This is a genomic window from Caballeronia glathei, from assembly GCF_000698595.1.
GTDB lineage: Bacteria > Pseudomonadota > Gammaproteobacteria > Burkholderiales > Burkholderiaceae > Caballeronia > Caballeronia glathei.
Genome location: NZ_JFHC01000022.1, coordinates 46,297 through 70,342, shown reverse-complemented (window position 1 = coordinate 70,342; position 24,046 = coordinate 46,297). Strand labels below are relative to the sequence as shown.

The 24,046-nt window shown below is 65.7% G+C and carries 19 protein-coding genes; 9 read left to right on the top strand and 10 right to left on the bottom strand.

All coding sequences use genetic code 11. The annotated features are described in order from the left end of the window. Positions 1–68: 68 nt before the first annotated feature. The 4 genes from BG61_RS15705 to BG61_RS15690 form a co-directional block, all read right to left on the bottom strand. Positions 69–917, bottom strand: coding sequence for an NAD-dependent epimerase/dehydratase family protein (locus BG61_RS15705; RefSeq protein WP_035934469.1), 849 nt, complete (start codon positions 915–917; stop codon positions 69–71). Between the two features lie 535 nt (positions 918–1,452). Then, a complete protein-coding gene (locus tag BG61_RS15700; RefSeq protein WP_035934468.1) occupies positions 1,453–2,967 on the bottom strand; it encodes a M81 family metallopeptidase in 1,515 nt (504 codons plus the stop codon). Between the two features lie 101 nt (positions 2,968–3,068). Further along, positions 3,069–4,358: an MFS transporter gene (locus tag BG61_RS15695; protein WP_035934467.1), complete on the bottom strand. Its 1,290-nt coding sequence runs from the start codon at positions 4,356–4,358 to the stop codon at positions 3,069–3,071. Positions 4,359–4,511: 153 nt separating this feature from the next. Beyond that, positions 4,512–5,417: a LysR family transcriptional regulator gene (locus BG61_RS15690; RefSeq protein ID WP_035934465.1), complete on the bottom strand. Its 906-nt coding sequence runs from the start codon at positions 5,415–5,417 to the stop codon at positions 4,512–4,514. 146 nt (positions 5,418–5,563) lie between these two features. Here BG61_RS15690 and BG61_RS15685 point away from each other — a divergent pair, with 146 nt between their 5' ends. From BG61_RS15685 to BG61_RS15675, 3 genes are read left to right on the top strand one after another with little or no spacing between them, the layout of a single operon-like run. Continuing rightward, the gene (locus BG61_RS15685; protein ID WP_035934629.1) at positions 5,564–6,976 is read left to right on the top strand and encodes a M20 family metallopeptidase; all 1,413 of its coding nucleotides are present in this window, start codon (positions 5,564–5,566) and stop codon (positions 6,974–6,976) included. Further along, on the top strand, positions 6,976–8,262 hold the full coding sequence (locus tag BG61_RS15680) for an MFS transporter (protein WP_035934627.1): 1,287 nt from the start codon (positions 6,976–6,978) through the stop codon (positions 8,260–8,262). The genes BG61_RS15685 and BG61_RS15680 overlap by 1 nt, the downstream gene beginning before the upstream one ends. Before the next feature lie 36 nt (positions 8,263–8,298). Next, positions 8,299–9,345 carry a serine hydrolase domain-containing protein gene (locus BG61_RS15675; RefSeq protein WP_035934464.1) on the top strand — a complete coding sequence of 349 codons (1,047 nt, stop codon included), beginning with the start codon at positions 8,299–8,301 and terminating at the stop codon, positions 9,343–9,345. 122 nt (positions 9,346–9,467) lie between these two features. Here BG61_RS15675 and BG61_RS15670 read toward each other — a convergent pair whose 3' ends face one another. Then, entirely contained in the window at positions 9,468–9,971 is a 504-nt protein-coding gene (locus BG61_RS15670; protein WP_035934463.1) for a winged helix-turn-helix transcriptional regulator, read from the bottom strand. 280 nt (positions 9,972–10,251) lie between these two features. Between BG61_RS15670 and BG61_RS15665 the strand changes: the two genes are divergently transcribed. From BG61_RS15665 to BG61_RS15650, 4 genes are all read left to right on the top strand, one after another. Then, positions 10,252–10,875 (top strand): cysteine hydrolase family protein, encoded by a 624-nt coding sequence (locus tag BG61_RS15665; protein ID WP_035934462.1) that lies wholly within the window; start codon positions 10,252–10,254, stop codon positions 10,873–10,875. A gap of 15 nt (positions 10,876–10,890) precedes the next feature. Further along, the gene (locus BG61_RS15660) at positions 10,891–12,468 is read left to right on the top strand and encodes an aldehyde dehydrogenase (NADP(+)) (protein ID WP_035934461.1); all 1,578 of its coding nucleotides are present in this window, start codon (positions 10,891–10,893) and stop codon (positions 12,466–12,468) included. A gap of 194 nt (positions 12,469–12,662) precedes the next feature. After that, on the top strand, positions 12,663–13,100 hold the full coding sequence (locus tag BG61_RS15655) for a GNAT family N-acetyltransferase (RefSeq protein ID WP_035934460.1): 438 nt from the start codon (positions 12,663–12,665) through the stop codon (positions 13,098–13,100). A 288-nt stretch (positions 13,101–13,388) separates the two neighbouring features. Beyond that, positions 13,389–14,396 carry a LacI family DNA-binding transcriptional regulator gene (locus BG61_RS15650; RefSeq protein ID WP_232256274.1) on the top strand — a complete coding sequence of 336 codons (1,008 nt, stop codon included), beginning with the start codon at positions 13,389–13,391 and terminating at the stop codon, positions 14,394–14,396. A 31-nt stretch (positions 14,397–14,427) separates the two neighbouring features. Here the strand turns inward: BG61_RS15650 and BG61_RS15645 are convergent, their stop codons facing one another. The 3 genes from BG61_RS15645 to BG61_RS15635 are packed head-to-tail and all read right to left on the bottom strand — an operon-like array spanning position 14,428 to position 17,106. Then, on the bottom strand, positions 14,428–15,675 hold the full coding sequence (locus BG61_RS15645; RefSeq protein ID WP_035934457.1) for an NAD(P)/FAD-dependent oxidoreductase: 1,248 nt from the start codon (positions 15,673–15,675) through the stop codon (positions 14,428–14,430). Next, positions 15,672–16,016: a MocE family 2Fe-2S type ferredoxin gene (locus tag BG61_RS15640; protein ID WP_035934456.1), complete on the bottom strand. Its 345-nt coding sequence runs from the start codon at positions 16,014–16,016 to the stop codon at positions 15,672–15,674. The genes BG61_RS15645 and BG61_RS15640 overlap by 4 nt, the downstream gene beginning before the upstream one ends. 34 nt (positions 16,017–16,050) lie before the next feature. After that, positions 16,051–17,106 (bottom strand): fatty acid desaturase, encoded by a 1,056-nt coding sequence (locus tag BG61_RS15635; RefSeq protein ID WP_035934455.1) that lies wholly within the window; start codon positions 17,104–17,106, stop codon positions 16,051–16,053. A gap of 407 nt (positions 17,107–17,513) precedes the next feature. On the opposite strand from BG61_RS15635, the gene BG61_RS15630 reads away from it, so the two are divergent. After that, positions 17,514–19,112: an FAD-dependent monooxygenase gene (locus BG61_RS15630; RefSeq protein ID WP_035934454.1), complete on the top strand. Its 1,599-nt coding sequence runs from the start codon at positions 17,514–17,516 to the stop codon at positions 19,110–19,112. A 189-nt stretch (positions 19,113–19,301) separates the two neighbouring features. Here the strand turns inward: BG61_RS15630 and BG61_RS15625 are convergent, their stop codons facing one another. Beyond that, complete coding sequence (locus tag BG61_RS15625) at positions 19,302–21,086, bottom strand: IlvD/Edd family dehydratase (protein ID WP_035934453.1); 1,785 nt, start codon at positions 21,084–21,086, stop codon at positions 19,302–19,304. Positions 21,087–21,310: 224 nt separating this feature from the next. Then, positions 21,311–22,300 (bottom strand): LacI family DNA-binding transcriptional regulator, encoded by a 990-nt coding sequence (locus tag BG61_RS15620; RefSeq protein ID WP_035934452.1) that lies wholly within the window; start codon positions 22,298–22,300, stop codon positions 21,311–21,313. A 396-nt stretch (positions 22,301–22,696) separates the two neighbouring features. On the opposite strand from BG61_RS15620, the gene BG61_RS15615 reads away from it, so the two are divergent. Beyond that, positions 22,697–24,040 carry an MFS transporter gene (locus BG61_RS15615; protein ID WP_035934626.1) on the top strand — a complete coding sequence of 448 codons (1,344 nt, stop codon included), beginning with the start codon at positions 22,697–22,699 and terminating at the stop codon, positions 24,038–24,040. Positions 24,041–24,046: the final 6 nt, after the last annotated feature.

Sequence of the window (24,046 nt, the reverse complement as noted above, 5' to 3'; positions counted from 1 at the left end):
CCGAGTGTTTGAGTCATCCTCTCCCCCTGCTGAAAGGAGATCGGACAGGCTAGACGTACGACAACTGACTAATTAGCACTCCCATTGCCCTCGACGGGTTCGAATGGCCCGGCTTGCGTGAACACGCCGCCCTGCAACACGGCGACGGGGTCGTCGGCGGCGGGTGGCGGCGCAGCTTCGACCTTCGCGCGAAACTGTTCGGACGAGTCGCGCGGCTCGAAGCCGAGCACCGCCGCGTGACGGTTGTCCCACCACGTGAGCGCATTCGCGGACGCACCGAACACGATCGTGTGGCCGACGCCGGGCGTGAACAGGCTGCGCCGCAGCAGGTCGTGCAGGTCGTCGTAGCTGAGCCAGCTCGCCATCATGCGGCGGTCTTTCGGCTCCGGGAACACGGAGCCGATGCGGATGCTCACGGTCTCGATGCCGTAGCGGTCGAAGTAGAACTGCGCGGTGTCCTCGCCGAACGACTTGGACAGGCCGTAGTAGCCGTCCGGCCGCTTCGGCGCGTGAGCGTCGATTTTCTCGTCCTGACGGTAGAAGCCGGTCACATGATTCGAGCTGGCGAAAATGACGCGCATGACGCCGTGACGCCGCGCGGCCTCATAGAGATTGAACACGCCCTTGATGTTGGCTTCGAGAACTTCTTCGAAAGGCCGCTCCACCGACACGCCGCCCAGGTGGATGATCGCGTCGCAGCCCGCGACCAGCGCGTCGACCGCCTGCCGGTCCGCGAGATCGCACGCGACGATTTCCTCATGGGCCGCAGCGTCGTCGGGCAATGCGCGCGGCAGGTCGGACAGCCTCACGCGCGTGGCGAACTCGGCCATGCGAGGCCGGATCGCTTTGCCGATGCCACCCGCCGCGCCCGTCAGCAAAAGACGGCCATACGGCGAACGGTTGACCTGATTTTCCATTGGTGTCTGCTCCATCGAGAGGTATCTGCTTAGGGAATACCCTCTCTTTCTTGTACGTTGTCATATGACGCTGGATGCATAAAATCATTTACGGCTGATTTTGTCAATGAGCGCCGGGGTCCGGGTGGCCGGAGCACTGCGGCGTCGCGCGCGTGGAGGAGGGGCAGCGTGAGGAGGACAGCGGTTGCGATGCAATCCGTTCGACTCACGACAAAAGGGCGAGTGTGCGTGCCGATGCCGCATCGTGCGCGGCCGAAGGCGCGTGCGATGCGGACGAGTGTCGCTACACGGCTCAGGAGCAGAACACCGGCGAGGGGGCATTCGAGTGCGGCCCATCGGGGCGCGTTTTCGTGGCTGTCGGCTTCGATTGCGCGCCGCATTCCACGACGCCGTACCCAGGACGCCATACCCAAGGCGCCTCGGGCGTCATGCGCGCGGCGCCAGCGGCAGCGAAACCGGCAGCGGCCGCGCGGGCCAGGCAGGTCAGGCAGGCCAAGCAGGCCGGCATCGATCGATCACCGGCCATTGGCGGCCGTCAAGGCCTCTGCAACGTCGCGGGAAGCTCGCCCAGGGGGGCGCCCATGGGCCGCAGGCGGATAGCCGGGTCGAGCCGCTTCCAGGCGAGGGCCGAAGGATCGGCGGCCATCGGTCCCGGTGCCTTGGCGACCAGTATCGAATCGGCGATCGCCTCGAAGTCCGCGCGAAAGTGCACGGAGCTCTTGTTGACCAGTATCTCCATCCGCTCCGGCTCGATGCCCGCAACACGGTAGAGATTCCTGTCGAACATCTGCATCTTGATCGTGCTGACCGCGATCCTCACGCCGTCGATACGAAGGCACGCAACCGGCCCGAGCTCGCCTCGCATGCCGTTCATCATCGGACCATCGAAGCGGAAATGCCCGTCGGAGAGGTGCTCCACTTCGAAGGTCCCGACTAGCGGCTCGTCGCCGTGCACGCCCGAGCGGCCCGCCAGCGCGAGTTCGACCGTGCCGCCGACACCCGCCCGGTGCGCGGCCGCTGCTGCTTGCGCGTCCCATATCAGGCCGACTGCCGCGTTTTGCGCACCGTTGCGAAGGAGCGCGCGCACCATGCCCATCGTGTTCGAGTCGCCGCCCACGCCCGGGTTGTCCTGCGTGTCCGCGATGATGACGGGCTTCGCCGCATCCCGGCCAAGCCGCATGGCTTCGACCACGGCCTCGTCGGGCGTGAGGAAGTGCACCTCCCAGCGGGGTTCGTCCGCCACGATCTTCTGGTAAAGCGCCTCGACGGCCTGAGTCACCGCACGCTCGTCGAACCCGTACCCCCAGACCACCGGACCGCATTCGGGGAAGTCGGCGGCGGGAAATCCCGGGGCGAAGGAGAGCGAGACATCCTTGTCCCGTTCGAGCAGCGCAAGCTGCTCATACAGGCCGCGAGCGGGCTCGACGAGCGTGCACATGGCGTTCACCGGAATCAGGAACGGCACGCGGCGCGCCGCGTATTTCATGCTGCCGCCTTGCGCGACCAGCCGTTCGAAGACCCGGAAGGTGCGCTCGCCCGTCGCGGCCATATCGACGTGCGGATAGGTCAGATAGGCGACCAGTGCGTCCGCGAGATCGAGCATCCGCTGCGTCACGTTGGCGTGCAGGTCGAGCGATGCGACGAGCGGCATGCGATCTCCCACGACCGCGCGCACGCGCGCGAGCAGTTCGCCTTCGCCGTCGTCGATATGCTCCGCCACCATGGCGCCGTGCAGGTCGAGGTAGATGGCATCGAAGGTCTCGGACCTGACCGCGTCCAGAATCTCGCCGGCGATGCGTTCATACGCGTCCCGCGTGACATGCGCCGACGCGCTGGCCCCGGCCCAGATCACCGGGATCAGTTCGTGCCCCGCGGCCTCGGCCTGCGTGATGAAGCCGCCGATCGGCACGTTCACGTCGCGCAGGTTCAGGACGTCGGCGCCGCGCACGAGCGGCGGAAAGCCTTCGCCCTGCACGAAGCTCTGATAGGACGCCTTCGTCGGCGCAAAGGTATTCGTTTCATGCTGGAAGCCTGCAATCAGGATTTTCATTTCATGCTCGCCTTGTTTGAGACGTGAGGGAAAAGCGTTGATGTCGTCCGGATGCGCCGGGCGGGATCACGAAGGAGAGACGCGCGGACCCGCCCGGGCGTTCATGCGCGCGACGGAAGCCTGTTCGCCACCAGCAGCAGCGCGGCCACGGCGAGCATGCCGGCGATGACGAGAAGGCCAACGTGCATGCTGCCGGTCGCCGTCTTGGTCCAGCCGATGATGGCCGGCCCCCAGAAGCCCCCGGACAGCCCGATGGTGTTGATGAGCGCGATGCCGCCCGCAGCCGCGGCGCCCTTGATGTACTCGGAGGGAATCGCCCAGAACACCGTATAGGCGATCCACATCATGGCCGTGGCGAACGTCAGCAGGATCAGCGTCGCGACCAGATGGCCGTCCCAGAAGATCGTGCACGCAAGAAGGACCGCGCCGAGCAGCGCGGGCACCGCGCTGTGATAGCGCCTTTCGCCCACGCGGTCGGATCTGCGCCCGCCGAAGTACATGCCGAACGCAGCCGCCACATACGGGACGGCGACATACCAGCCGAGCTGGATCGTGTCAGTGACACCCTGGTCCCGGAGGATCGAGGGTAGCCAGAAGCTCATCGCGTAAATCGACGAAATGATGCAGAAATAGGCAAGCGCGAGGACGTACACCCGCACGTCGCGGGCGACTGCCCGGAACGAATGGTCACGCGGCGCGGTAGAGCCGGCGAGTTCGCCCGCGAGCACGCGCTTGTCTTCGGCGCTCAGCCACGCGGCATCCGCGGGCCGGTCCGGCAGGCAGAAGAAAGTGACCACGCCGAGGACGATGCACGGCAGCGCTTCCAGCAGGAACATCCATTGCCAGCCGTGCAGGCCGCCGGCACCCGCGAACGAGGTCATCAGCCACGCGGAGGCGGGCCCGCCGATCACGCCGCCGATCGGGCCCGCGAGAAACACGATCGCGATCGCTCGCGCCATGCGCGCGGGGCCGTACCAGTAGGACAGGTAGAAGATCATCCCGGGGGCGAAGCCCGCTTCGAAGATCCCGAGGAGAAAGCGCATCGCGTAGAACATCGGCACGTTGCGCACGAAGAGCATGCTCGCCGACGTGATGCCCCACAGCACCATGATCCGGCTGAAGGTCTTGCGCGCGCCGATTTTCGGCAGCATCAGGTTGCTCGGCAACTCGAACAGCACATAGCCGATGAAGAAGATGCCTGCACCCACGCCGTAGGCGGCGTCGGAGAATCCGAGATCGTGCTGCATCTGGAGCTTGGCGAAGCCCACGTTCACCCGGTCCAGATAGGCGAACATGTAGCAGACAAGCAGGAAAGGCAGAAGCCGCCAGTTGACCTTGCTATAGACGGCCGAGATGCCGTCGCGCCCCTCCAGGGCCTGGACTGTTGACATGGTTGTCTCCGTTGCTCGATCGGTCGTTATGAATTCGCATGGCCCCATGGTGGCCACACGAAAACAATCGAACAAGAGCAACTAAGTTCACATGTCGTTGCTCATTGGACAACGCAGGGGAAATCGCGCGATGAGCGTTGCGGATCGCAGCTGTCAGCCGAGCCCGTCCGGAGCGTGAATGGCGCCGATCAGCAGGTCGAGGAACGCGCTGACAGGCTTGGGCAACGTGCGCCCCGCCATGGTCTGGACCTGCAGCGTGCGCTGGTGCAGCTCCGGATTGCTGATGGGCACGGCGGCCAGCCGGTCGGGCTTCAGGCGGCTGCGCACCGTCAGATAGCCGGCCAGCGTGACCGCGTCCGTCCGCTGGACGAAGCTCTGCAGCGCCGCGTGGTAGTTGCTCACGAAAATCGGCTCGAAGTTCAGGCCTTCGAGGCTGCACGCGATATCGAACAGTTGCCTGACCGTGACGCCCTCCCCGTATATGGCGAGCGGCCAGGGCACCAGGTCGGCGAGCGACACGGCGTCTTTTCGCGCAAGCGGGTGATCCTGCGTGACCAGCGCGTAGATCGGCGCCCGCTGGGCGTAGTGGACGCTCACGTCCTTCTCCGGCGAGACGCTGAAGCACACCGCGACGTCGGCCGTGCCGTCGCGAACCCGCTGCGTCGCCTCCGACGGCGCCGACACTTCGAGCTGAAAATGCGTGGCCGGATGCGTCTTCAAAAAGCGCGCGAAGACTTCCGGCAGAAAGTCGCGCGCCACGCCTTCCGAGCTTGCCACGCGGATCGTGGCCCGGCCGCCCGTCGTGAGGTCGCGAATCTCCCCGGTCACGCGCTCCTGTTCGAGGATGCTCCGGTGCGCATGCGCGGCAAGGAGCCGCCCCGCCTCGCTCAACACCATGCCGCGCGGCCGGCGCTCGAACAAGGGCGCGCCGACCTCGTCCTCCAGCTTCGCGATCTGCCGGCTCAACGCCGACACCGCGACGAACAGCCGCTCGGACGCCTTGCTCAGCGAGCCGCTTCGCGCAACTTCGAGGAAATACCGCAGGGCCGTGCTGTGCATCGTGAACGCCTCGTCAGGTTTGCCGTTTCGGCAACGGAATCTGCGAAATATTGTGATTGTCCATAAATATCGGCGACATGAAGATCCGCGTGATCGATTTCCATCAAGCATCGGCGCCCCGGGCGGTGCCCTTACCGGAGAGAGAATTGACACGCGACATCGCCATTCAGGCTGCGGCCGGGCTATACGATTCCGGCGCCTTCCTCGAAGACCTCAGTCGCCGGGTCGGCTATCGCACGGAGAGTCAGGAGCCGGAAAGCGGCCCGCTCTTGCGCGCGTACCTGACCGACGAGATCGCGCGTGTGCTGACGGAACTCGGCTTCCGTCACCGGCTGGTGGAGAACCCCGCGCCCGGCGCGGGACCGTTTCTGGTCGCGCATCGCCATGAAGGCGACGCCCTGCCGACCGTGCTTACCTACGGCCACGGCGACGTGGTGCGCGGCTACGACGCCCAGTGGCGTGACGGCGTATCGCCGTGGGAAGTCACGGTCGCAGGCGAACGCTGGTACGGCCGCGGCACCGCCGACAACAAGGGCCAGCACAGCATCAACCTCGCCGCGCTCAAAGCCGTCCTCGATGCGCGCGGTGGACGGCTCGGCTTCAATCTCAAAGTGCTGTTCGAAACCGGCGAGGAAACGGGCTCGCCCGGGCTTCACGCAGTATGCGAGGCACTGCGCGACGAGCTCGCCGCCGACGTGCTGATCGCCTCCGACGGCCCGCGCCTGGGCGCCCGGCATCCCACGCTCTTTCTCGGCTCACGCGGTCTCGTGAACTTCAGGCTCGTGCTCGAATGCCGCGACGGCGGCCATCATTCGGGCAACTGGGGCGGCCTGCTTCGCAACCCGGGCGTGGTGCTCGCGAACGCGATCGCGTCCATGGTGGACGAGCGCGGACGCATTCTCGTCGAGGGCCTGCGCCCTCCGGCGATACCGAAGCCGGTGCGGCAGGCACTCGAAGGCCTCACCGTGGGCGGCAATCCCGGCGAGCCCGAAGTCGACGAAGACTACGGCGAGCCCGGCCTCACGCCCGCCGAACGCGTCTTCGCATGGAACACGCTCGAAGTGCTGGCCTTCAAAACGGGCAACCCGGAAAAGCCGGTCAACGCGATCCCGCCGCACGCGTTCGCGTGCATGCAGCTGCGGTTCGTGGTCGGCACCGACTGGGAAGACCTCGAATCGATCGTGCGCCGGCATCTGGATGAACACGGCTTCGCGCAGGTCGGTGTCGAGGTGGAGCGCGGCGTGCCGGCCACCCGCGTGGACCCGGAAAACGCCTGGGTCCAGTGGGCATTGCGCTCGCTGGAACGGACCACGGGACAGGCGCCCGTGCTCTTGCCCAACCTCGGCGGCACGCTCCCCAACGAGGTGTTCGCCCACATCCTCGGCATGCCCACGCTCTGGGTGCCGCACTCCTACCCCGGCTGCTCGCAGCACGCACCCGACGAACATCTGCTTGGCCCCGTCGCGCGCGAGGGACTGCGGATCATGGCCGGGCTCTTCTGGGACCTCGGCGACACCGACACGCTTCGACACGCGACACAACCAGCGAGGGGTGCATGATGAGTTCGGATTCCGCCAGCCAGGCCTTGCCCGGCGTCTCGAGCGACACCGGCATCTACCGGCTGATCGTCGCGACGTCGGTCGGCAACGCGCTCGAGTTCTACGATCTGGTCGTCTACGGCTACTTTGCTTCCACGCTTTCCAGGCTGTTCTTCCCGACGAGCGACAAGACCGTCTCGCTGCTGCTCACGCTCGGCACCTTCGCGCTTTTGTATCTCGCGCGTCCCGTCGGTGCGTTCGTGCTGGGCTCGTATAGCGACCGCAAGGGGCGCAAGGCATCGCTGACGCTGTCCATCGGCATGATGACGCTCGGCACCGGCATGGTCGCGCTGATGCCGGACTATGCCGCGATCGGCGTGATCGCGCCGATCGGCATCTTCCTGTCGCGGCTCCTGCAGGGTTTCTCGGCAGGCGGCGAGTTCGGCAGCTCGACGGCCTTCCTGATCGAGCACGTGCCCGAGCGCAGCGGCTTCATGTCGAGCTGGCAGTTCGCGAGCCAGGGCGCGAGCGTGCTGCTCGCTTCCGCGTTCGGCGCGGTGCTCACGGGCACGCTCGACGCGCATCAGCTGGAAAGCTGGGGCTGGCGCATCCCGTTCCTGTTCGGCATGCTGATCGGCCCGATCGGGTGGTATATCCGCCGGCATATCGACGAGACGCCCGAGTTCGAGCACGCGGAAAAGGCTGTCTCGCCGATCCGCGAAGTGCTGACCGAACAGAAGGAACGCGTGCTGGTGTCGATCGGTTCGCTCGTGCTGACCACGACCGCGAACTACATGCTGCTCTACATGCCGACCTACGCGGCGAGGCAGCTCGGGCTCGCGCCGTCGTACGGCTTCATCGCGACGCTGGTCGCGGGATTCATCGTGATGATGCTCACGCCGCTCGTGGGCCACTGGTCCGACAAGGTAGGGCGCACGCGCATCATGCTGGGCGCCGGATCGCTCTTTTTCGTGACCATCTATCCTGCGTTCATGTTCATGAACGCGCATCCCTCGCTGCTGACGTTGCTGGCAGCGGTCATCTGGGTCGCGGTGCTCAAGGCGGTCTACTTCGCGCCGATCCCTGCCCTCATGTCCGACCTCTTTCCGACCCGCACACGCACCACCGGCATGGCGGTCGGCTATAACCTCGGCACGACCATCTTCGGCGGATTCACGCCGCTCGCGGTGGCTGCGCTGATCGCCGCGACGGGCAACAATCTCGCTCCCGGCTTTTATTTGATGATCGCCGCCATGGTGAGCCTCTTTACGCTCGTGTGGGCGCGAGTGCGCCTGAAGGCACATTAACCCGCAGGAAAAATCAGGCATTCGAACAGGAAAGATATGCAGAAAGACTTGCAGCAGGCCGTGCAGTTCGCCATCGACCACGAATCGCTCTGGGACCGCAACGTGGACGGAGTCTGGGGCGTGCATCCCAGCGATCCGCCGCCGTGGAACCGGCTGCTTGGCCCCGTGCACGATCGCGGCCCCGTCTCCGGAGCCATTTCGCTGGACGGCCGCACGCTCGCCACGTGGGGCGAACCGGATCGCGCCGACCTGACCTTCAGCATCGCGAAGACGTATCTGGCGCTGCTGGCCGGCGTCGCGCATGACCGCGGCCTGCTTCCCGACGTGGATGAACCCGTGCATGTGCGCGTGCCGGGCATCGGCTTCGATGATGCGCACAACGCCGCCGTCACCTGGGCGCAACTGCTTCAGCAGACGAGTGAATGGCAAGGCGAGTGTTTCGGCCTTCCGGATCAGGCCGATCATTTTCGCGCAGTCACTTTCGGCAAGGCACCCGAGGGCAGGAAAGGGGATCGGCGCACGCTGCAAACGCCCGGCACATACTGGGAATACAACGACGTGCGCATCAACCAGTTTTCTCTCGCGCTGCTGCACCTGTTCCGGCGCCCCTTGCCCCACGTGTTTCGCGACGCGATCATGCGCCCGCTCGGCGCGAGCGAGAGCTGGCGCTGGGTGGGTTACGACCATGCGTGGGTGAACATCGGCGGCGAGCGGATGCCGTCCGTTCCCGGCGGGACGCATTGGGGTGGCGGCCTGTCGATCAGCGCCAACGATCAACTCAAGGTGGCACGCCTCTTCGTCGAAGAAGGCCGAGTGGACGGGCGCCAGATCCTGTCACGCGAATGGCTCGCGCGAATGCGCGCGCCATGCGCGATCGCGCCGTTCTATGGCTATCTCGTGTGGCTCAACCACGAGCGGCGCGTGTTTCCGAGCGTGCCGGCGTCGAGCTTCTTCGCTATCGGCGCGGGCAGCTCGTTTACATGGATCGAGCCCGAGCGGCGGATGGCGGTCGTGGTCCGCTGGCTGAATCCGGACCACGCCGACGAATTCTTCGGTCGGGTTCTCGCCGCGGTGGATCGCTGAGAAAGCGCTCTCCAACGCCGACGGGGCCGCATGTCGCGGCATTCATGCGGGTTGGCGCGAGCAAATCCTCGACATCCCACGCGAAACGCGCCGTTTCGCGTGGGATTCGAAATGGCGTGAACTCAGCCCTTGACGCCCTTGAAGGCGGCACGCCTTTCGGCGCGCTCATTCGCAAACGCAGGACTCAACGACGCGTCCAGATCACTGCGCTCGACGCCCGTGCCGCATACCGGGCACACGTTGCCCAGCCCGACGTCATGTCCGCATGAGCGGTGTGTGAAACGCACGGCGATTTCTTCGTGCTCGTCCTTGCACCAGGTCTCGCCCCACGCGCGCAGCGCATGCACGACCGGGTAGAACGACCTTCCCTTTTCCGTCAGCCGGTACTCGTAGCGCAGCGGTTTTTCATTGTACGGATGACGCTCGACCATGCCGTCGGATTCGAGCGACTTCAGACGGGTGGCGAGCATCTGCGGCGTCGCCCCGGTCTGAATCTGGATCTCTTCGAACCGCGTGGCGCCCATGAAGAGCTCTCTCAGGACGAGCACGGTCCACCGGTCGCCAACGATATCGAGCGACCGGGCAACCGGACAAACCGTGCCCGCTTTCTCCGCGTGTCGTACCACGATCCTCTCTCCTGTTCACTATTAATTTCATAGTAACACTGTTTCACTCCCTGCGTGCATACGCACAAGCGGGCGTTTCCCGGCGCTTTCAGGCCGCATCGTCCGATCTAGGAAATCAGCTCCAGACCGCGTCTCGCTTGACACTATGATTTTCATAGTGATATCTTGCCGTCACGATGTTCGATTCGTGAGACGTCACGAATCATCCGACGATGCAGCGAGGCGCCGACTGCGGAGCGCGGAATTCCTTCCTCCCCTTCTCTCACACTGGAGAACCGAAATGGCCGATTCCCTCTATCGCGCAGAGCGCACGGGCCTGCTGCTGGTCGATCCCTACAACGACTTTCTGTCGGAGGGCGGCAAGCTCTTTCCGATGATCAAGGAAGTCGCAGACGACGTGCGTCTGCTCGACAACCTGCGCGATGCCGTCGCGGCGGCGCGCAAAGCCTCTATCCGCGTGTTCTTCGTGCCGCACCGTCGCTGGCAGCCGGGCGACTACGACGGCTGGGACCATCCGAACCCGACCCAGCGCGCGGTGCAGCAGCGCCACACGTTCGCCAAGGGCACGTGGGGCGGCGAGTGGCATCCCGACTTCGTGCCGCAGGAAGGCGATATCGTCATCAAGGAGCACTGGGCCCAAAGCGGCTTCGCCAATACCGACCTGGACTTTCACCTCAAGCAGCAAGGCATCACGCACGTCGCCGTGGTCGGCCTGCTCGCCAATACCTGCATCGAATCGACGAGCCGCTTCGCGATGGAACTCGGCTATCACGTGACCCTCGTCCGCGACGCGACCGCAGCGTTCACAAAGGAAATGATGCACGCGGCACACCAGCTGAACGGCCCGACATTCGCCCATGAAATCCTGACGACGGCAGAATGGCTCGCCGCGCTTCCCGCCTGAACGAAGGAGAGCGACATGCAAATCAACGGAAAGCTCCTGATCGGAGCGCAGGAAGTCTCCGCGACCAAGGGAACGATGAAGGCACTCGATCCCGCGACGGGTGAAGCGATCGAACCGCCGTTCGCCCTGGGCGGGAGCGATGAGGTGGAGCGGGCGGCGCAGCTCGCCGACGAAGCCTTCGATAGCTACAACCGCACGACGCTCGCCGAACGCGCGCAGTTCCTCGAGCGCATCGCCGACGGTCTCGACGCCATCGCGCCCGAGCTCGCGCGCCGGGCATCGCTGGAAACGGGGCTGCCTGTCGCGCAACTCGAAGGAGAGGCCGCCAAGTCGGCAACGCAGTTCCGGCAGTTCGCCGCGGTGGTCCGCCAGGGGCGCTTTCGCCAGGCCACGATCGATCCGGCACAGCCTGATCGCGCGCCGCGCGCCCGCATGGATCACCGGATGCAGAAGATCGCGCTCGGACCCGTCGCCATCTTCGGCGCCAGCAATTTTCCGATCTCCTATTCGGTTGCAGGCGGGGACACCGCGTCGGCCCTCGCAGCCGGCTGCCCGGTCATCCTCAAGGCGCACAACGGACACCCCGGCGCATCCGAACTCATGGGCCGGGTCATCCGGCAGGCAGTCGCCGAGTCGGGACTGCACGAAGGCGTCTTTTCACTCGTTCGCGGCGGCGGCAACGAGATCGGCGAGGCGCTCGTCGATCATCCGCTCGTCAGGGGCGTCACGTTCACGGGCTCGGAAGCCGGCGGCATGGCGCTCTATCGACGCGCTCAACTGCGTCCCGACCCGATTCCGGTCTTCACCGAAATGACGAGTGTCAATCCGACGTTCGTGCTGCCCGCCGCGCTGGCTGCGCGCGGCCACGCGATCGGCGACGGGTTTTCCGAACGCATGCTGGTGACGGTGGGCCAGGCATGCCTGAAGCCGGCGATCCTGCTGGCCATCGACGGCCCCGGATACGACGGGATGAAAGCGGCGATGGCCGCGCGAGTCGAGGCCATGGCCGCGCGCACGATGCTGACGCCGGGCATCCACGAGGCGTACCGCAGGAATGTCGCACGACTGGGCGATGCAGGCGCCGCGCGAATCGCCGCGGGCGGCGCATCGCAGGGCCCCTGGGAGGGACAATCCATCCTGTTCGAAATCGAGGGCGCGCGCATGCTCGACGACCCCTCGCTCTCCGAAGAGGTGTTCGGTCCCGCCGCGCTCCTCGTACGCGTGGCGGATGCTGAACAGCTCATCGCGATCGCAAAGCAGTTTCGCGGACAGCTTTCGGCGACGATGCAGATCGATCACGCCGATCTTTCCCTCGCGGAACGCTTGCTGCCGCTGCTCGAACGGCGTACCGGCCGCATCGTCGTCAATGCGTTCTCGCATCCGCAGGAGGTGTCCCACGCGTCGATCCACGGCGGTCCGTTTCCGGCCACCTCGGACAGCCGCTTCACCTCGGTCGGCATGACCGCGATCGAGCGCTTCCTTCGCCCGGTGTGCTATCAGGGCTTCCCGGATGCGCTGCTTCCAGAAGCGCTCCGGCAAGGGAATCCGCTCGGCATCTGGTGTCTCACCGACGGCGAGCTTTCCAAAGCCTGAACGGCGCCGCCTGCGAAAAGCATCCTCATCCGCATCCCGTACTCCGGGCCGCGGGTGCGGCCGCAGCGGCAAACCCTCCCACTGCATCCTTTCGCGCCGACCGGAAGCCTCCGGCGGTCGGCAACCGAGCGCTTCGACGATGCCTTAAACTGCGCCTGACACCACGATCCCCGCCGCATTCGCGAATACAGATCATGCAATTGCCCCTCTCGTTGCGACCCGCGACCCCGAATGACGAGTCGTTCCTGATCCGCCTGCGCAAGCTCACGATGACCGGGCACCTCATTCGCGCAGGTGAACCCGCCGATGATGAAACGCACCTGCAACGCGTGCGCTTCCGGTACGGGGATGCATCCATTCTCATGTACGGCGCCGATGACATCGGTCTCGTCAAGGCCGCGCGTTCCGGTTCCGAATGGTTCATCTTCCAGCTGCAGATCCTGCCGGAATATCAGGGGCGCGGGCTCGGCGGCCACGTGCTTCGCCTCATGCTCGCGGACGCGGAACGCGCGGGCTCGTCGGTGTCGCTGACCGTGCTCAAGGACAATCCGGCGCGCCGGCTCTATCTCGGCCTGGGGTTTCGCCACGTCGGCGAAACCGATATCGAGTACAGGCTGACCTGGCATCCGTAGCCCCTTCCCACGTTCGCACGCCCCGTGTACTCCCGCTTCTGTCCGCTTCGGGCATGACCGGCATGGTCCCGCGACCCTGTGAGCGCGTGCAAACCGACGCCGCACGCACTGCTCGCCGGATGAAGGTCAGGCTCCGGCGCGCGTGCCCTGATGCTCAACTCTCCTGTTTTTCTCAAGGCGTGCGCGCCGCCTTGATGGCCACCCTCCTTGATGCGATCATCCGGTGAATGACCCTCTGAGCCACCCGCCGCCCGGCCCATGTCCGACCACTCACGCCGCAAGACCAGCATGGCTGACATCGCCCGCGCAGCCGCCGTGAGCGAAGCCACCGTCGACCGCGTGCTGAACGGCCGCGGCGGCGTCTCGCGCGAGAAGGAAATGCGCGTGCTCGAATGGGCGCGCAAGCTGAAGATCGACCGGGCGCTCGAAGCCGTGTCGGTGCGGTGGCTGCGCATCGCGATCCTCATGCAGCAACCCGTCGCGCCGTACTACGTGCACCTCAAGCAGGGTTTCGAAGTCGCGCAGAAGACGTTCGAGTCGCAGCGCGTGATCTGCGCGGTCACGTACTTCGAAAGCCTCGATGCGTCGCGCGTTGCGCAAACCATCCGGCACGCGACGCAGAAGGCGGACGCGCTCATCATCGTCGCCTACGAGCACCCGGACATCACGGCCGCGCTGCGCCACGCGAGCCACGCCATGCCGGTCATCACGCTCGCAAGCGACCTGCCGGGGACCGGGCGCCTTGCCTATGTCGGCATCGATAACCGGTGCGCGGGCCGCGTGGCGGGCGAACTGATGGGACGCTTCATCGGCGACGCGGGCGGCAAGGTGCTCGTCATGACCGGCATGCATGATTTCCTCGGCCATGAAGAACGCGAAAGTGGCTTCCGTTCGGTGCTGCGGCGCCGCTTTCCGGGCTGCGACATTGTCGAGACCGTCGAGAGCCGCGAGCAGTCGGCGCTCACCGAACGCCTGACGCGCGATGCGTTCAGGCGCTATCCCGACCTGCGCGGCATCTACAACATCTCGGTCGGCGACGAGGGCATCGCGGCCGCGCTGCGCGCGCTCGACCGGGTTCGCTCGACCGTGCTGATCGGCCACGAGCTCAACGAAAGCTCGCGGCGCCTTCTGATCGAAGGCGCGCTCGACGCCGTTCTCGATCAGAACCCCGCAGGCGAAGCGATGCGCTCGATCGAGATCGTGCTGCGCCACTACCATCGCGACCCGGGCATCGCGCTGCCGCAGCAGATTCCCGTCACGGTGCTCCTGCGCGAAAACCTTCCGCTTACGGACTGAGCGCCCGGCTGATGCACGTCGGACCGCCGGGTCATGCCGGCTCTGCGGCAACGAGCGGCTTCAGCTTGACGTCGCGATCGGCGAGCAGCGCCGGTTCGATCACCGCTCGCCGCGCGATGAGCGCCTGTGCGATGCGCACGTCGCGTGCAATTTCGCCCACTGCGCCCACACCGCTCGCGCCCACCATTGCGCCCTCGCGATCGAGCGCGAAGAAGATGCGCGAACGCTCGCCCGCCTCGCGCACGACCGTGTCCACGCCGAACGCCGGCATGCCGGCGATCTGGATCGCCATGTCGTACTGATTCGACCAGAACCACGGCACTTCGGAATAGGTCTCGCCGCGATCGAGCATGTTGCGCGCGACGATGCGCGCGTGATCCTCCGCATTTCTCCAGCATTCAAGCCGTATGCGCCGGCGAAAGAGCCGATGCGGAAACGAGCAGACGTCGCCCGCCGCGAAGATGTGCGGATCGTTGGTGCGCAGTGTGTCGTCGACTGCGATGCCGTCGGCCACGTCGATGCCCGCCGCCTCCGCGAGTTCCGTGCGCGGTTTCACGCCGATGCCGACGACGACGCAATCGCAGGGAATCGTCGTGCCGTCGGAGAGCTTCACGCCGCTCACGCGGTCCGTGCCGATGATCCTTTCCACCTGCACGGCAAAGCGCACGTCGACGCCCATCTCCCGGTGGCGTTCCACCAGGCACGCCGCGACGATCTCGGGCACCGCGCGCATCAGCGCCCGCGCGGCGGCTTCGATCACCACCACTTCGCAGCCGCGCGCGACCGCGGTGGCCGCGATTTCGAGTCCGATGAACCCCGCGCCGACGATCGCGATGCGCCGCCCCGGCGACAATTCGTCCGCGATCGCCTCGGCATGCGCCGACGTGCGCAGGCAGTGCACGCCGGCAAGCGCCGCGCCGGGCACGGCGAGTTGCCGCGGCTCGGCACCCGTCGCGATCAGAAGACGCTGATACGCAACCGACTGCCCGTTCTGCAGCACGACCTTGCGAGACCCGCGATCGATCTGCTGCACGTTCGCGTCGATGCGCAGGTCGATCCTGTGCTCGCGATAGAAGGCGTCGTCGTAGAGCGCGCATTGCGCCGTGGTTCTCTCGCCGAGGAGCACCTGCTTCGAGAGCGGCGGCCGGTCGTAAGGCGCGACGCGCTCGTTGCCGAGCAGCGTGATCTCGCCATCCCAGCCGTTGTTGCGCAGCGCGTGGGCGGTACGCGCGCCGCACTGCCCTGCTCCGATGATCACCATCGCGGGAGTCGCTTTCATGACGCCTCCTGCGCAGGTACGCCGAGCAGCACCTGTCCGTCTTCGACGCGCACGGGATACGTCTTCAGATGCACGCACACGGGCGGACTCATCGCCTTGCCGCTCGGGATGTCGAAGCGTCCCTGATGCAGCGGACATTCGATCTCGCGATCCACCACGAAGCCATCTGCCAGATGCGCCTGTTCGTGCGTGCACCAGCCATCGGATGCATAGAAGCCGTCCGATATGCGATACACCGCATAACTCGCCCCCGCATAATCGAAGCGGATCACGTCCTCTTCGTCGATGTCGCCGGTCGCACAGGCCGCGACCCAGTTGACGGTCTTCGTTTCGACGCTCATGCAAGTCTCCTTTTTCGTTGAGGACAGGGAGCCGTCAGACTCCGGACTGCGCCGCGAACGCCCCGCCCGGCAGCGTGCGCTCGATCACATGCGCCGGATCGGAGCGCTGCCGCCAGAGCGCCGGCACCATCTCGCGGTACGCCGCGTAAAGGCTCGGATAGGCGGGCGGAAGCTGGTCCCTGATCGCATCGTGAAGGCGCGGCAGCGCGTGGAAAGGCACCATCGGCAGCAGGTGATGCTCCAGGTGGTAGTTCATGTTGAGATACAGAAAGCGGAAGACAGGGTTGAGATGCACCGTGCGCGTATTCAGGCGGTGATCCTTCACGTTGACCGCGAGGCCCGCGTGCTGCGTGAGGCCGAGCAATTGATGCAGCCAGCCGCCATAGAAGCGCGGGGTCCAGACGAACATGAGCGGCAGGAAGCTGTGCGTTGCGATGGCGAGCGCGATCGTGGCGAGCACCACCGCCAGATAGATGCGGCACGAGCGGATCATCTTCGGCTTTTCGGCGGCCGGCAGGAACGCGTCGGTCGCGGCCTCGACGCGGCCGAACGCATGTCGCACGATCTTGGCGATCTCGAGCGTGGCGCCGACGAGCCCGAAGAAGTCGGCGATGATCGGCCACACCCTGGTCGGCCGCGCGACCTGGATTTCCGGATCGCGTTCCTGAAAGTAGGTGTGGGTGTGATGCCGCGCGTGACTCCAGCGCCACCAGTAGCCCTCGCGAATCGTCATGAACGACGACAGGTGATAGAACGCGTCGTTGATCCGGCGGGTCTTGAACGGCGTGCCGTGCGCAAGTTCGTGCCAGCGGGCATCGCTCGACGAATAGATCGTGCCGTAGACGAAGAACGCCGGCACGGCCCACCATGTCCCCCATGCAAATGCTGCCACCGCGCCCGATGCCGCGAGCAACGCGAGCCAGAGCCCGAAGTTGCGCCAGCCTTCGGCGTCGCTGCGCTTCATCAGTTCCTTGAGCACGGCGCGCGGAATGCGCGGCTGATACCACTGCTCGGAAACGCGCTCGTCGAAGGTCGAATCGGTCAGCGCCGGCGTGGCGGCGCTTCCATCGACGCCGGAAGTCGAGGACATGAATCGTCTCCTGTTGAATCGGTTGACTCGCTTGCAGGTTTCCCGTCAACGCTTTCGGACCGGCGTGACGGGTACGCTGTTCGCTGAGCTTCTCGGTGAGTCAGAAGATAGCCGATTCGAACCGGCGCCTCAGCCCGAAAAATGATGGATTTCCCTCAAGCGCCACCTGGGTCCGCGTCAGGCAAGGCCCCCGGATGAGCAGGGTTTTCCTCATACGGCCGGGAGCGGCGATCCGGCAGGCGCGCGGATGGATTCGGGCCGGGCAGATTGTGTAAGATCGATCGGCAGCCACTTCCCGCCAAGGGGCACGCCCATCGGGCCGGCCGCGTTCTTGCCTTTCGCTGGACCTGTTCAACCATCACGGCGCGCAGGCACCGCTGCGTGCATATCGCGGAGGGTCGACAAGCATGCAGGATTCCACTGATGTTCTGATCATTGGCGCGGGCCCCGTCGGGCTGCTGCTGGCAACCGAGTTGCGCCGCGACGGCACCGACGTCATCGTGATCGAGCAGCATCCGCAGCGCGCCTATTTCTGCAAGGCGCTCGGCGTCACGGCGCGCACGCTGGAAATATTCGAGGACATTGGCATTGCCGGTCACGCGATCGATTCCGGCGTGTGGCTCACCGGCGTAGAGACGTGGACCGACGGTGCCCCCGTTCCCGCGCAAAGCATGCTGATACCGCCGCAAGGCTTGCCGTATGGTTCGCTGTCGCTGGCTCAGTACGAAACCGAGCGGCTGCTCGAAGCCGCGCTGGCGGAGCGCGGCGGCCACGTGGACTATGGCTGGACCCTCGACGGATTCACGGAAGCCGACGATGCCGTGCTCGCGAACCTGACCGGTCCGAACGGCGAGTCGCGCACGGTGCGCTGCGGGTGGCTCGCGGGCTGCGACGGCGCGCACAGCAAGGTGCGCTCGGGACTGGGGCTCAGCTTCGAAGGCGGCCAGTTTCCGCAGACGTTCGCGCTCGCCGACCTCGAAGTCGGCTGGCCGCTGCCGCGCGGCCCCATGTACCGCTTCAACTGGAGCGGGGGCGGCCGTCCGCAGACGTCGCTCGCCGCGGTGCCCATCCGCGGCTCGGCGAGCCGTTACCGGCTCTCGATCATCGTCGCGTCGGAGGAGGACGCGGCGCAGCTTGCCAGCACACCCGCGCCCGACTTCGACACGATCACGCGCCTCATGCTGCCGGCGCTTCCGGAAGGCACGCGGCTTTCCACGATGCGCTGGTCGTCGGTTTATCGTGTCAGCCACCGGATTGCATCGGCGTATGGGCGCTCGCGCGTGTTCATTGCGGGCGACGCGGCGCATATTCATCCGCCGGTCGGCGGCCAGGGGATGAATACGGGTCTTCAGGACGCGCACAATCTGGCGTGGAAGCTGTCGCTCGCCGCCAGCGGTCTCGCGGGTCCGCAGTTGCTGGGCAGCTACGCGGAGGAGCGACGTCCAGTCGGGCTGGATGTGGTCCAGTCGACGAGCGCCGCCCTGAACGCCGTACTGCTGCGCGAAGCGATCAAGCCTGCCATGCGCGAGACTCAGCTGCTCGTCACGTACCGGGGCAGCCGGATCGTGGCGGACGAGTGCCCGCAGATGGACGCAGCGTCTCCCGCACCGGGCGACCGCGCGCCGGAAGTGGGTGGCCTTTCGCAGGCATACATCGGGCACGACAGGCGTTTGCGCGAATTCATCGGTCGCGGGCGGCACGTGCTGGTGGGTTATGTCGATCGCGCGAATGATCAGGTCGATGCTTTTATCGACGGATATCGCGCGCTGCGATCCGTGCTCGGCGATCGGGCGGCGGGCGTGCTCGTGTCGGCACCGGATTGCGAGGTGCCGCGCAGCGAGGAAGTCACCCTGCTGACCGACGCCGGCGACGAGTTCGCGGACGCGTTCGGCGCGCCGGGCGGCACGTTCTGGATCATCCGCCCCGACGGGCATATCGGCTGGCGCAGCGCAACGTGCTCGGCGCTATCGGTCACGAACTGGCTGCAGCTGTCGCTCGGGATTTGACGGTTGCGCCTGCGTCGGGAAGGACGGTTCGTCTTGTTCAGACTGAAGGCGGAAACATCGGGCAACGGTGTGGGTGCGCGCGGCACTCGAAGCATGCGCGCACCCACTCACGGTACATCGGGCCGGTTCGGCGTCCGCGCTGGCGACGCGCGATTCCAGCGCGCAGTCCCGCCGCGGTCCGCCGCCGCGTCAGTGCGAATGCCGCGGGTTGCCGCGCTCTGCGATCACCTTGAGATAGAGCGTCGCGGGCTCCAGGCAACCGCCGGTCGAGAGCTGCCCGACCGTCTGACGATAAAGCTCCTGCCATGGCGTTTGCGCCGCCGGAATCTCGAATGTGGCGGTTTCGCGCCGCCGCGCCAGTTCATCGTCGTCGACCAGCACGTTCACGCTGCGCGCATTCAGATCGACGCGAATGCGGTCGCCCGTGCGCAGCAGCGACAACCCTCCGCCGACGGCCGCTTCCGGCGACATGTTGAGAATCGACGGGCTCGCCGACGTGCCACTCTGGCGTCCGTCGCCGAGCGTGGGCAAGGACGTGATGCCCTGGCGCACGAGTGCGGCGGGCGGCGCCATGTTCACCACCTCCGCGCTGCCCGGATAGCCCACCGTACCCGCGCCGCGAATCACGAGAATGCAGCGCTGGTCGATTTCCAGCGACGGATCGTTGATGCGCGCGTGATAGTCCTCCGGTCCATCGAAGACGATCGCGCGGGCTTCAAACGTGTTTTCCGCACCAGGCTCGCTCAGGTAGGTCTGCCGGAACGCGTCGCCGACGACCGACATCTTCATGATGGCGCTGTCGAAGAAATTGCCTGACAGCACGATGAAGCCCGCGCCGTGCTTGAGCGGCTCATCGGCGGTCTTGATGACGTCGCGGTCCGCCGGCGGCGCATCCGCTGCGATGTCGCCGATCGTGCGGCCCGACACCGTCAGGCACTCGCGGTGCACGAGGCCGCCGTGCGCAAGCTCGCGCAGCACGGCGGGCACGCCGCCCGCCCGGTGGAAGCTCTCGCCGAGATACTCGCCCGCCGGCATGCAGTTCACGATGAGCGGCACCTGCTCTCCCACCCGCTGCCAGTCGTCCAAACTCAGCTCCACGCCCATGTGGCGCGCAATCGCGATCAGGTGCGGCGGACAGTTGCTCGAAGCGCCGAGCGCGGACGCGACGACGATAGCGTTTTCGAATGCCGCTTTCGTCATGATGTGCGATGGCCGCACGTCCTCACGCACCAGGTCGACGATGCGCTTGCCGGTAGCGTACGCCATCTGCCCGCGTTCACGATACGCCGCCGGAATGCTCGCGCAGCCCGGCAACGACATGCCGAGCGCTTCGGCAAGACTGTTCATCGAAAGGGCTGTCCCCATCGTGTTGCAATGCCCGATCGACGGTGACGATGCCGTCGTGAGTTCCATGAAGCCTTCATAGTCGATCTCCCCGGTTGCGAGCAGATTGCGGGCATGCCAGATGACCGTGCCAGAGCCCACGCGTTTGCCCTGATGCCAGCCGTCGAGCATCGGTCCGCCCGACAGGACGATGGCCGGCATGTCCACCGTTGCCGCCGCCATCAGGCAGGCGGGCGTGGTCTTGTCGCAGCCGGTGGTCAGCACCACGCCGTCGAGCGGAAAGCCGTGAAGGATTTCGACGAGGCCAAGGTAGGCCAGATTGCGGTCGAGCGCGGCGGTCGGCCGGCGGCTCTGCTCGGCCAGCGGATGAACGGGGAATTCCATGGGGATGCCCCCGGCGTCGCGGATGCCGGCTTTGGTGCGCGCGGCGAGCTCGATGTGATGCCGGTTGCACGGCGCGAGGTCGCTGCCCGTCTGCGCGATACCGATGATGGGGCGGCCCGACTGCAGCTCTTCGCGCGTGAGACCGTAATTCATGAAGCGCTCGACATAGAGCGCGGTCATGTCCGCGTTCGCAGGGTCGTCGAACCATTCCTGACTGCGCAGGCGCCGTGCGGTGGATTGGGACATGGTGCTGATCTCCTTTGCTTGTGTGACGACGACCCATCGTCTGCGCCGTGCAATGTGGCCGACGCCGCGGGTGCCTGATTCGTGTACTGCGTGATCGGCGCGGCGGTGACCGATGGGCCGCTCTCATCCTTGTTCAGGTGGCGTACGTTACCGGTAACATGACTTGCATGTCAACGTGCCTCTGCATGTGCAGCGAGCATCGCGTGCGAAACGCGCTTGCGCGTTTATGCGCTTTCGCGCGCTATGACCGTGTAGTCGATTTTGACGCTTTTGCGCGAGCCCTGCACGCCGTCGCCCGCCAGCGCCGCGAGCAGCGTCTCGCCGGTGCGAAAGCCGATGCCGTGCGCATCTACCGATACCGTCGTGATGGACGGATGCGTGCAGGCGGCCACCTCGAAGTTGCCGAAGCCCGCGACGGCGATGTCGCCGGGCACGTTCAGCCCCAGCCGGTGACACTGCATGATGGCGCCGAAAGCCGACATGTCGCTTACGCACATCACGGCGTCCGTGTCGGGCCACCGTGCCAGAAGCGCGTCGAATGCGGGGCCGCCGTGGCTCATCGTGATGGGCGAATCGCCGAGACGCACGATACGCGGCTCGCCAAGCCCCTGCGCCCTGATTTCCTGCTGATAGCCCTTCAGCCGCTCGAGGCCGCGCCGGTCGAGGTCGCTCGCGCCGCCGAGAAAGCCGATCTTTCGATAGCCGCGCTCCGTCAGATAGCGCACCATCTCGCGCGCCGCCTTGACGTTGGAAAAGCCGACCGCCGTATCGATGGGGTCCGACGGCAAGTCCCACATTTCCACGACCGGTATGCCGGAGCGCCGGAGCAGCGTGCGCGTCGCGGCGGTGTGCTGGGCACCGGTGAGCGCGATGCACCGTGGCTGGTGCCGCAGCATCGAGCGCACCAGCCGCTCTTCCCGCTGAAGGTCGTAGTCCGTGTCACCGAGCAGCAGCTGCAGTCCCTGCGGTTCGAGCGCAGCCGCGAGCCCTCGTACGGTGTCGGAGAAGTTCGAGCTCGCGAGCGACGGCACCAGCACCGCCACGAACTCCGAGCGTCCGGAAGATAGCGCGCCCGCGGCCGCATCGGCGACGTACCCCAGTTCGTCGATAGCGTGCTGCACGCGCTCGCGCGTCGCGAGCGCCACGCTATGGCCCGCGAGCACGCGCGAGACCGTCATCTTCGAGACGCCCGCCATGCGCGCCACATCGGACATGCGTGGCGGTCCCGATAACGGGGCTGCCCTGGGAGCGGCGCTGCGAGTATTGCTTGAGTTCCCCATATGGTGCGGGTCGGTCCGGTCGTGAATGCGCTTGCGCGCGAAAGTCAGCGCATATGATACGGCCGCCCTGCTGCGGATGCTCGGGAGAAACCCCTAGCTTGTCGAGACGACGCTCTCCGTGCTATTTTCCGTTACCGGTACCAGTCAGACGACAGAAAACCGCACTCCAATATGTTACCGGTAACATTTTAAGCTAAATTGCTCGGGCAATTTCGCGAAACGGTTGAGACAGCGCGCGCGAATAAAGACGCTCGAGGAAGGCTTCAAAGTTCAGGAGCTGCGAGCGCGATCAGCGCGCATTCAGGATCCACACAAAAAGGAGACATGGACATGCCAACAATCACCCGGACCGCGGCGGCGCCGGCGGCCGTCGACGAGGTCGAAGAGCAGTTGTACCGCAAGGTGATGCGCCGCATCCTGCCCCTGCTGCTGCTGTGTTACGTCGTTGCTTATCTGGACCGCGTGAACGTAGGTTTCGCGAAGCTCCAGATGATCGACGACCTCGGCATGAGCGACAGCATCTACGCGATCGGCGCAAGCATCTTCTTCTGGGGTTATTTCCTCTTCGAGATGCCGAGCAACCTGCTGCTGCATAAATACGGCGCGCGCTTCTGGATCGCGCGCATCATGGTGACATGGGGGATCGTCTCGTCGTCGCTTGCGTTCATCGTGCCGCTCGCGAGCTTCTTTCACGTCGAGACATCGACGATGTTCTATATCCTGCGCTTCCTGCTCGGCGTGTGCGAAGCAGGCTTCTTTCCCGGCGTCATCCTGTACATGAACTACTGGTTTCCCGCGCGGCGGCAGAGCGTTGCCATGTCGGGCTTTCTGATCGCCATTCCGATGAGTCTCACGCTCGGCGGCATCGTTTCCGGCTGGCTGATGGAGAACACGCACGGCATGCTCGGGTTCAGCGGCTGGCAATGGATGCTGCTGCTCGAAGGCATTCCGTCGGTGCTGGTCGCTTTCGTGGTGCTCTTCTGCCTGGGTGACGGCATCCAGTCGGCGAAATGGCTGAGCGCAAGCGAGAAGGCGCTGCTGCAAAACAATCTGGAACGTGAGAGCACAACTAAGACGCACAGCATCAAGGCTGCGTTGAAGAGCCCGCGTGTGTGGCTGCTGACGTTCATCCTGCTGACCTTCAACACAGGCTTCTACGGCCTCGCGTTCTGGCTTCCGTCCATCATTCGCGCCTCGGGCGTGAAGAGCACGCTCGACATCGGCCTCCTGACCGCGATTCCCTATCTCAGCGCCGTGGTCGCGATGGTGTGGAACGCGGCGCACTCGCGCAAGACCGGCGAGCGCCGGCTGCATGCGGCCATTCCCGCATGCATCGGCGGCGTCGGCCTGATTCTGAGCGCCCTCTTCGCACACAATATCCCGGTGTCGATTTTCTTCCTGACGATCGCGACCTGCGCGATTCTCGGACTGATGCCGATCTACTGGACCTTCCCCGGCCAGATTCTCTCGGGCACGGCTGCCGCCGCGGGCATCGCGCTCATCAATTCCGTCGGCAATCTGTCCGGGTTCACGGGTTCCATGATCACCGGTGTGGCAAAGCAACTGACCGGCAACATCAACAACGGCACCTACGCGCTCGGCGGATGTCTCCTCGTCAGCTGCGTCCTCATTCTGCTGATTCCGAAGAGCATGCTGAGCCGCGAAAACGCGTGACGACCA

Coding starts and splice junctions, on each gene's coding strand:
- BG61_RS15690 (WP_035934465.1), bottom strand. CDS start 5,417: ATGCACAGCACGGCCCTGCGGTATTTCCTCGAAGTTGCGCGAAGCGGC.
- BG61_RS15665 (WP_035934462.1), top strand. CDS start 10,252: ATGGCCGATTCCCTCTATCGCGCAGAGCGCACGGGCCTGCTGCTGGTC.
- BG61_RS15645 (WP_035934457.1), bottom strand. CDS start 15,675: ATGAAAGCGACTCCCGCGATGGTGATCATCGGAGCAGGGCAGTGCGGC.
- BG61_RS15675 (WP_035934464.1), top strand. CDS start 8,299: ATGCAGAAAGACTTGCAGCAGGCCGTGCAGTTCGCCATCGACCACGAA.
- BG61_RS15620 (WP_035934452.1), bottom strand. CDS start 22,300: ATGTCCGATGTGGCGCGCATGGCGGGCGTCTCGAAGATGACGGTCTCG.
- BG61_RS15660 (WP_035934461.1), top strand. CDS start 10,891: ATGCAAATCAACGGAAAGCTCCTGATCGGAGCGCAGGAAGTCTCCGCG.
- BG61_RS15640 (WP_035934456.1), bottom strand. CDS start 16,016: ATGAGCGTCGAAACGAAGACCGTCAACTGGGTCGCGGCCTGTGCGACC.
- BG61_RS15635 (WP_035934455.1), bottom strand. CDS start 17,106: ATGTCCTCGACTTCCGGCGTCGATGGAAGCGCCGCCACGCCGGCGCTG.
- BG61_RS15700 (WP_035934468.1), bottom strand. CDS start 2,967: ATGAAAATCCTGATTGCAGGCTTCCAGCATGAAACGAATACCTTTGCG.
- BG61_RS15695 (WP_035934467.1), bottom strand. CDS start 4,358: ATGTCAACAGTCCAGGCCCTGGAGGGGCGCGACGGCATCTCGGCCGTC.
- BG61_RS15655 (WP_035934460.1), top strand. CDS start 12,663: ATGCAATTGCCCCTCTCGTTGCGACCCGCGACCCCGAATGACGAGTCG.
- BG61_RS15705 (WP_035934469.1), bottom strand. CDS start 917: ATGGAAAATCAGGTCAACCGTTCGCCGTATGGCCGTCTTTTGCTGACG.
- BG61_RS15625 (WP_035934453.1), bottom strand. CDS start 21,086: ATGTCCCAATCCACCGCACGGCGCCTGCGCAGTCAGGAATGGTTCGAC.
- BG61_RS15630 (WP_035934454.1), top strand. CDS start 17,514: ATGCAGGATTCCACTGATGTTCTGATCATTGGCGCGGGCCCCGTCGGG.
- BG61_RS15680 (WP_035934627.1), top strand. CDS start 6,976: ATGAGTTCGGATTCCGCCAGCCAGGCCTTGCCCGGCGTCTCGAGCGAC.
- BG61_RS15650 (WP_232256274.1), top strand. CDS start 13,389: ATGGCTGACATCGCCCGCGCAGCCGCCGTGAGCGAAGCCACCGTCGAC.
- BG61_RS15615 (WP_035934626.1), top strand. CDS start 22,697: ATGCCAACAATCACCCGGACCGCGGCGGCGCCGGCGGCCGTCGACGAG.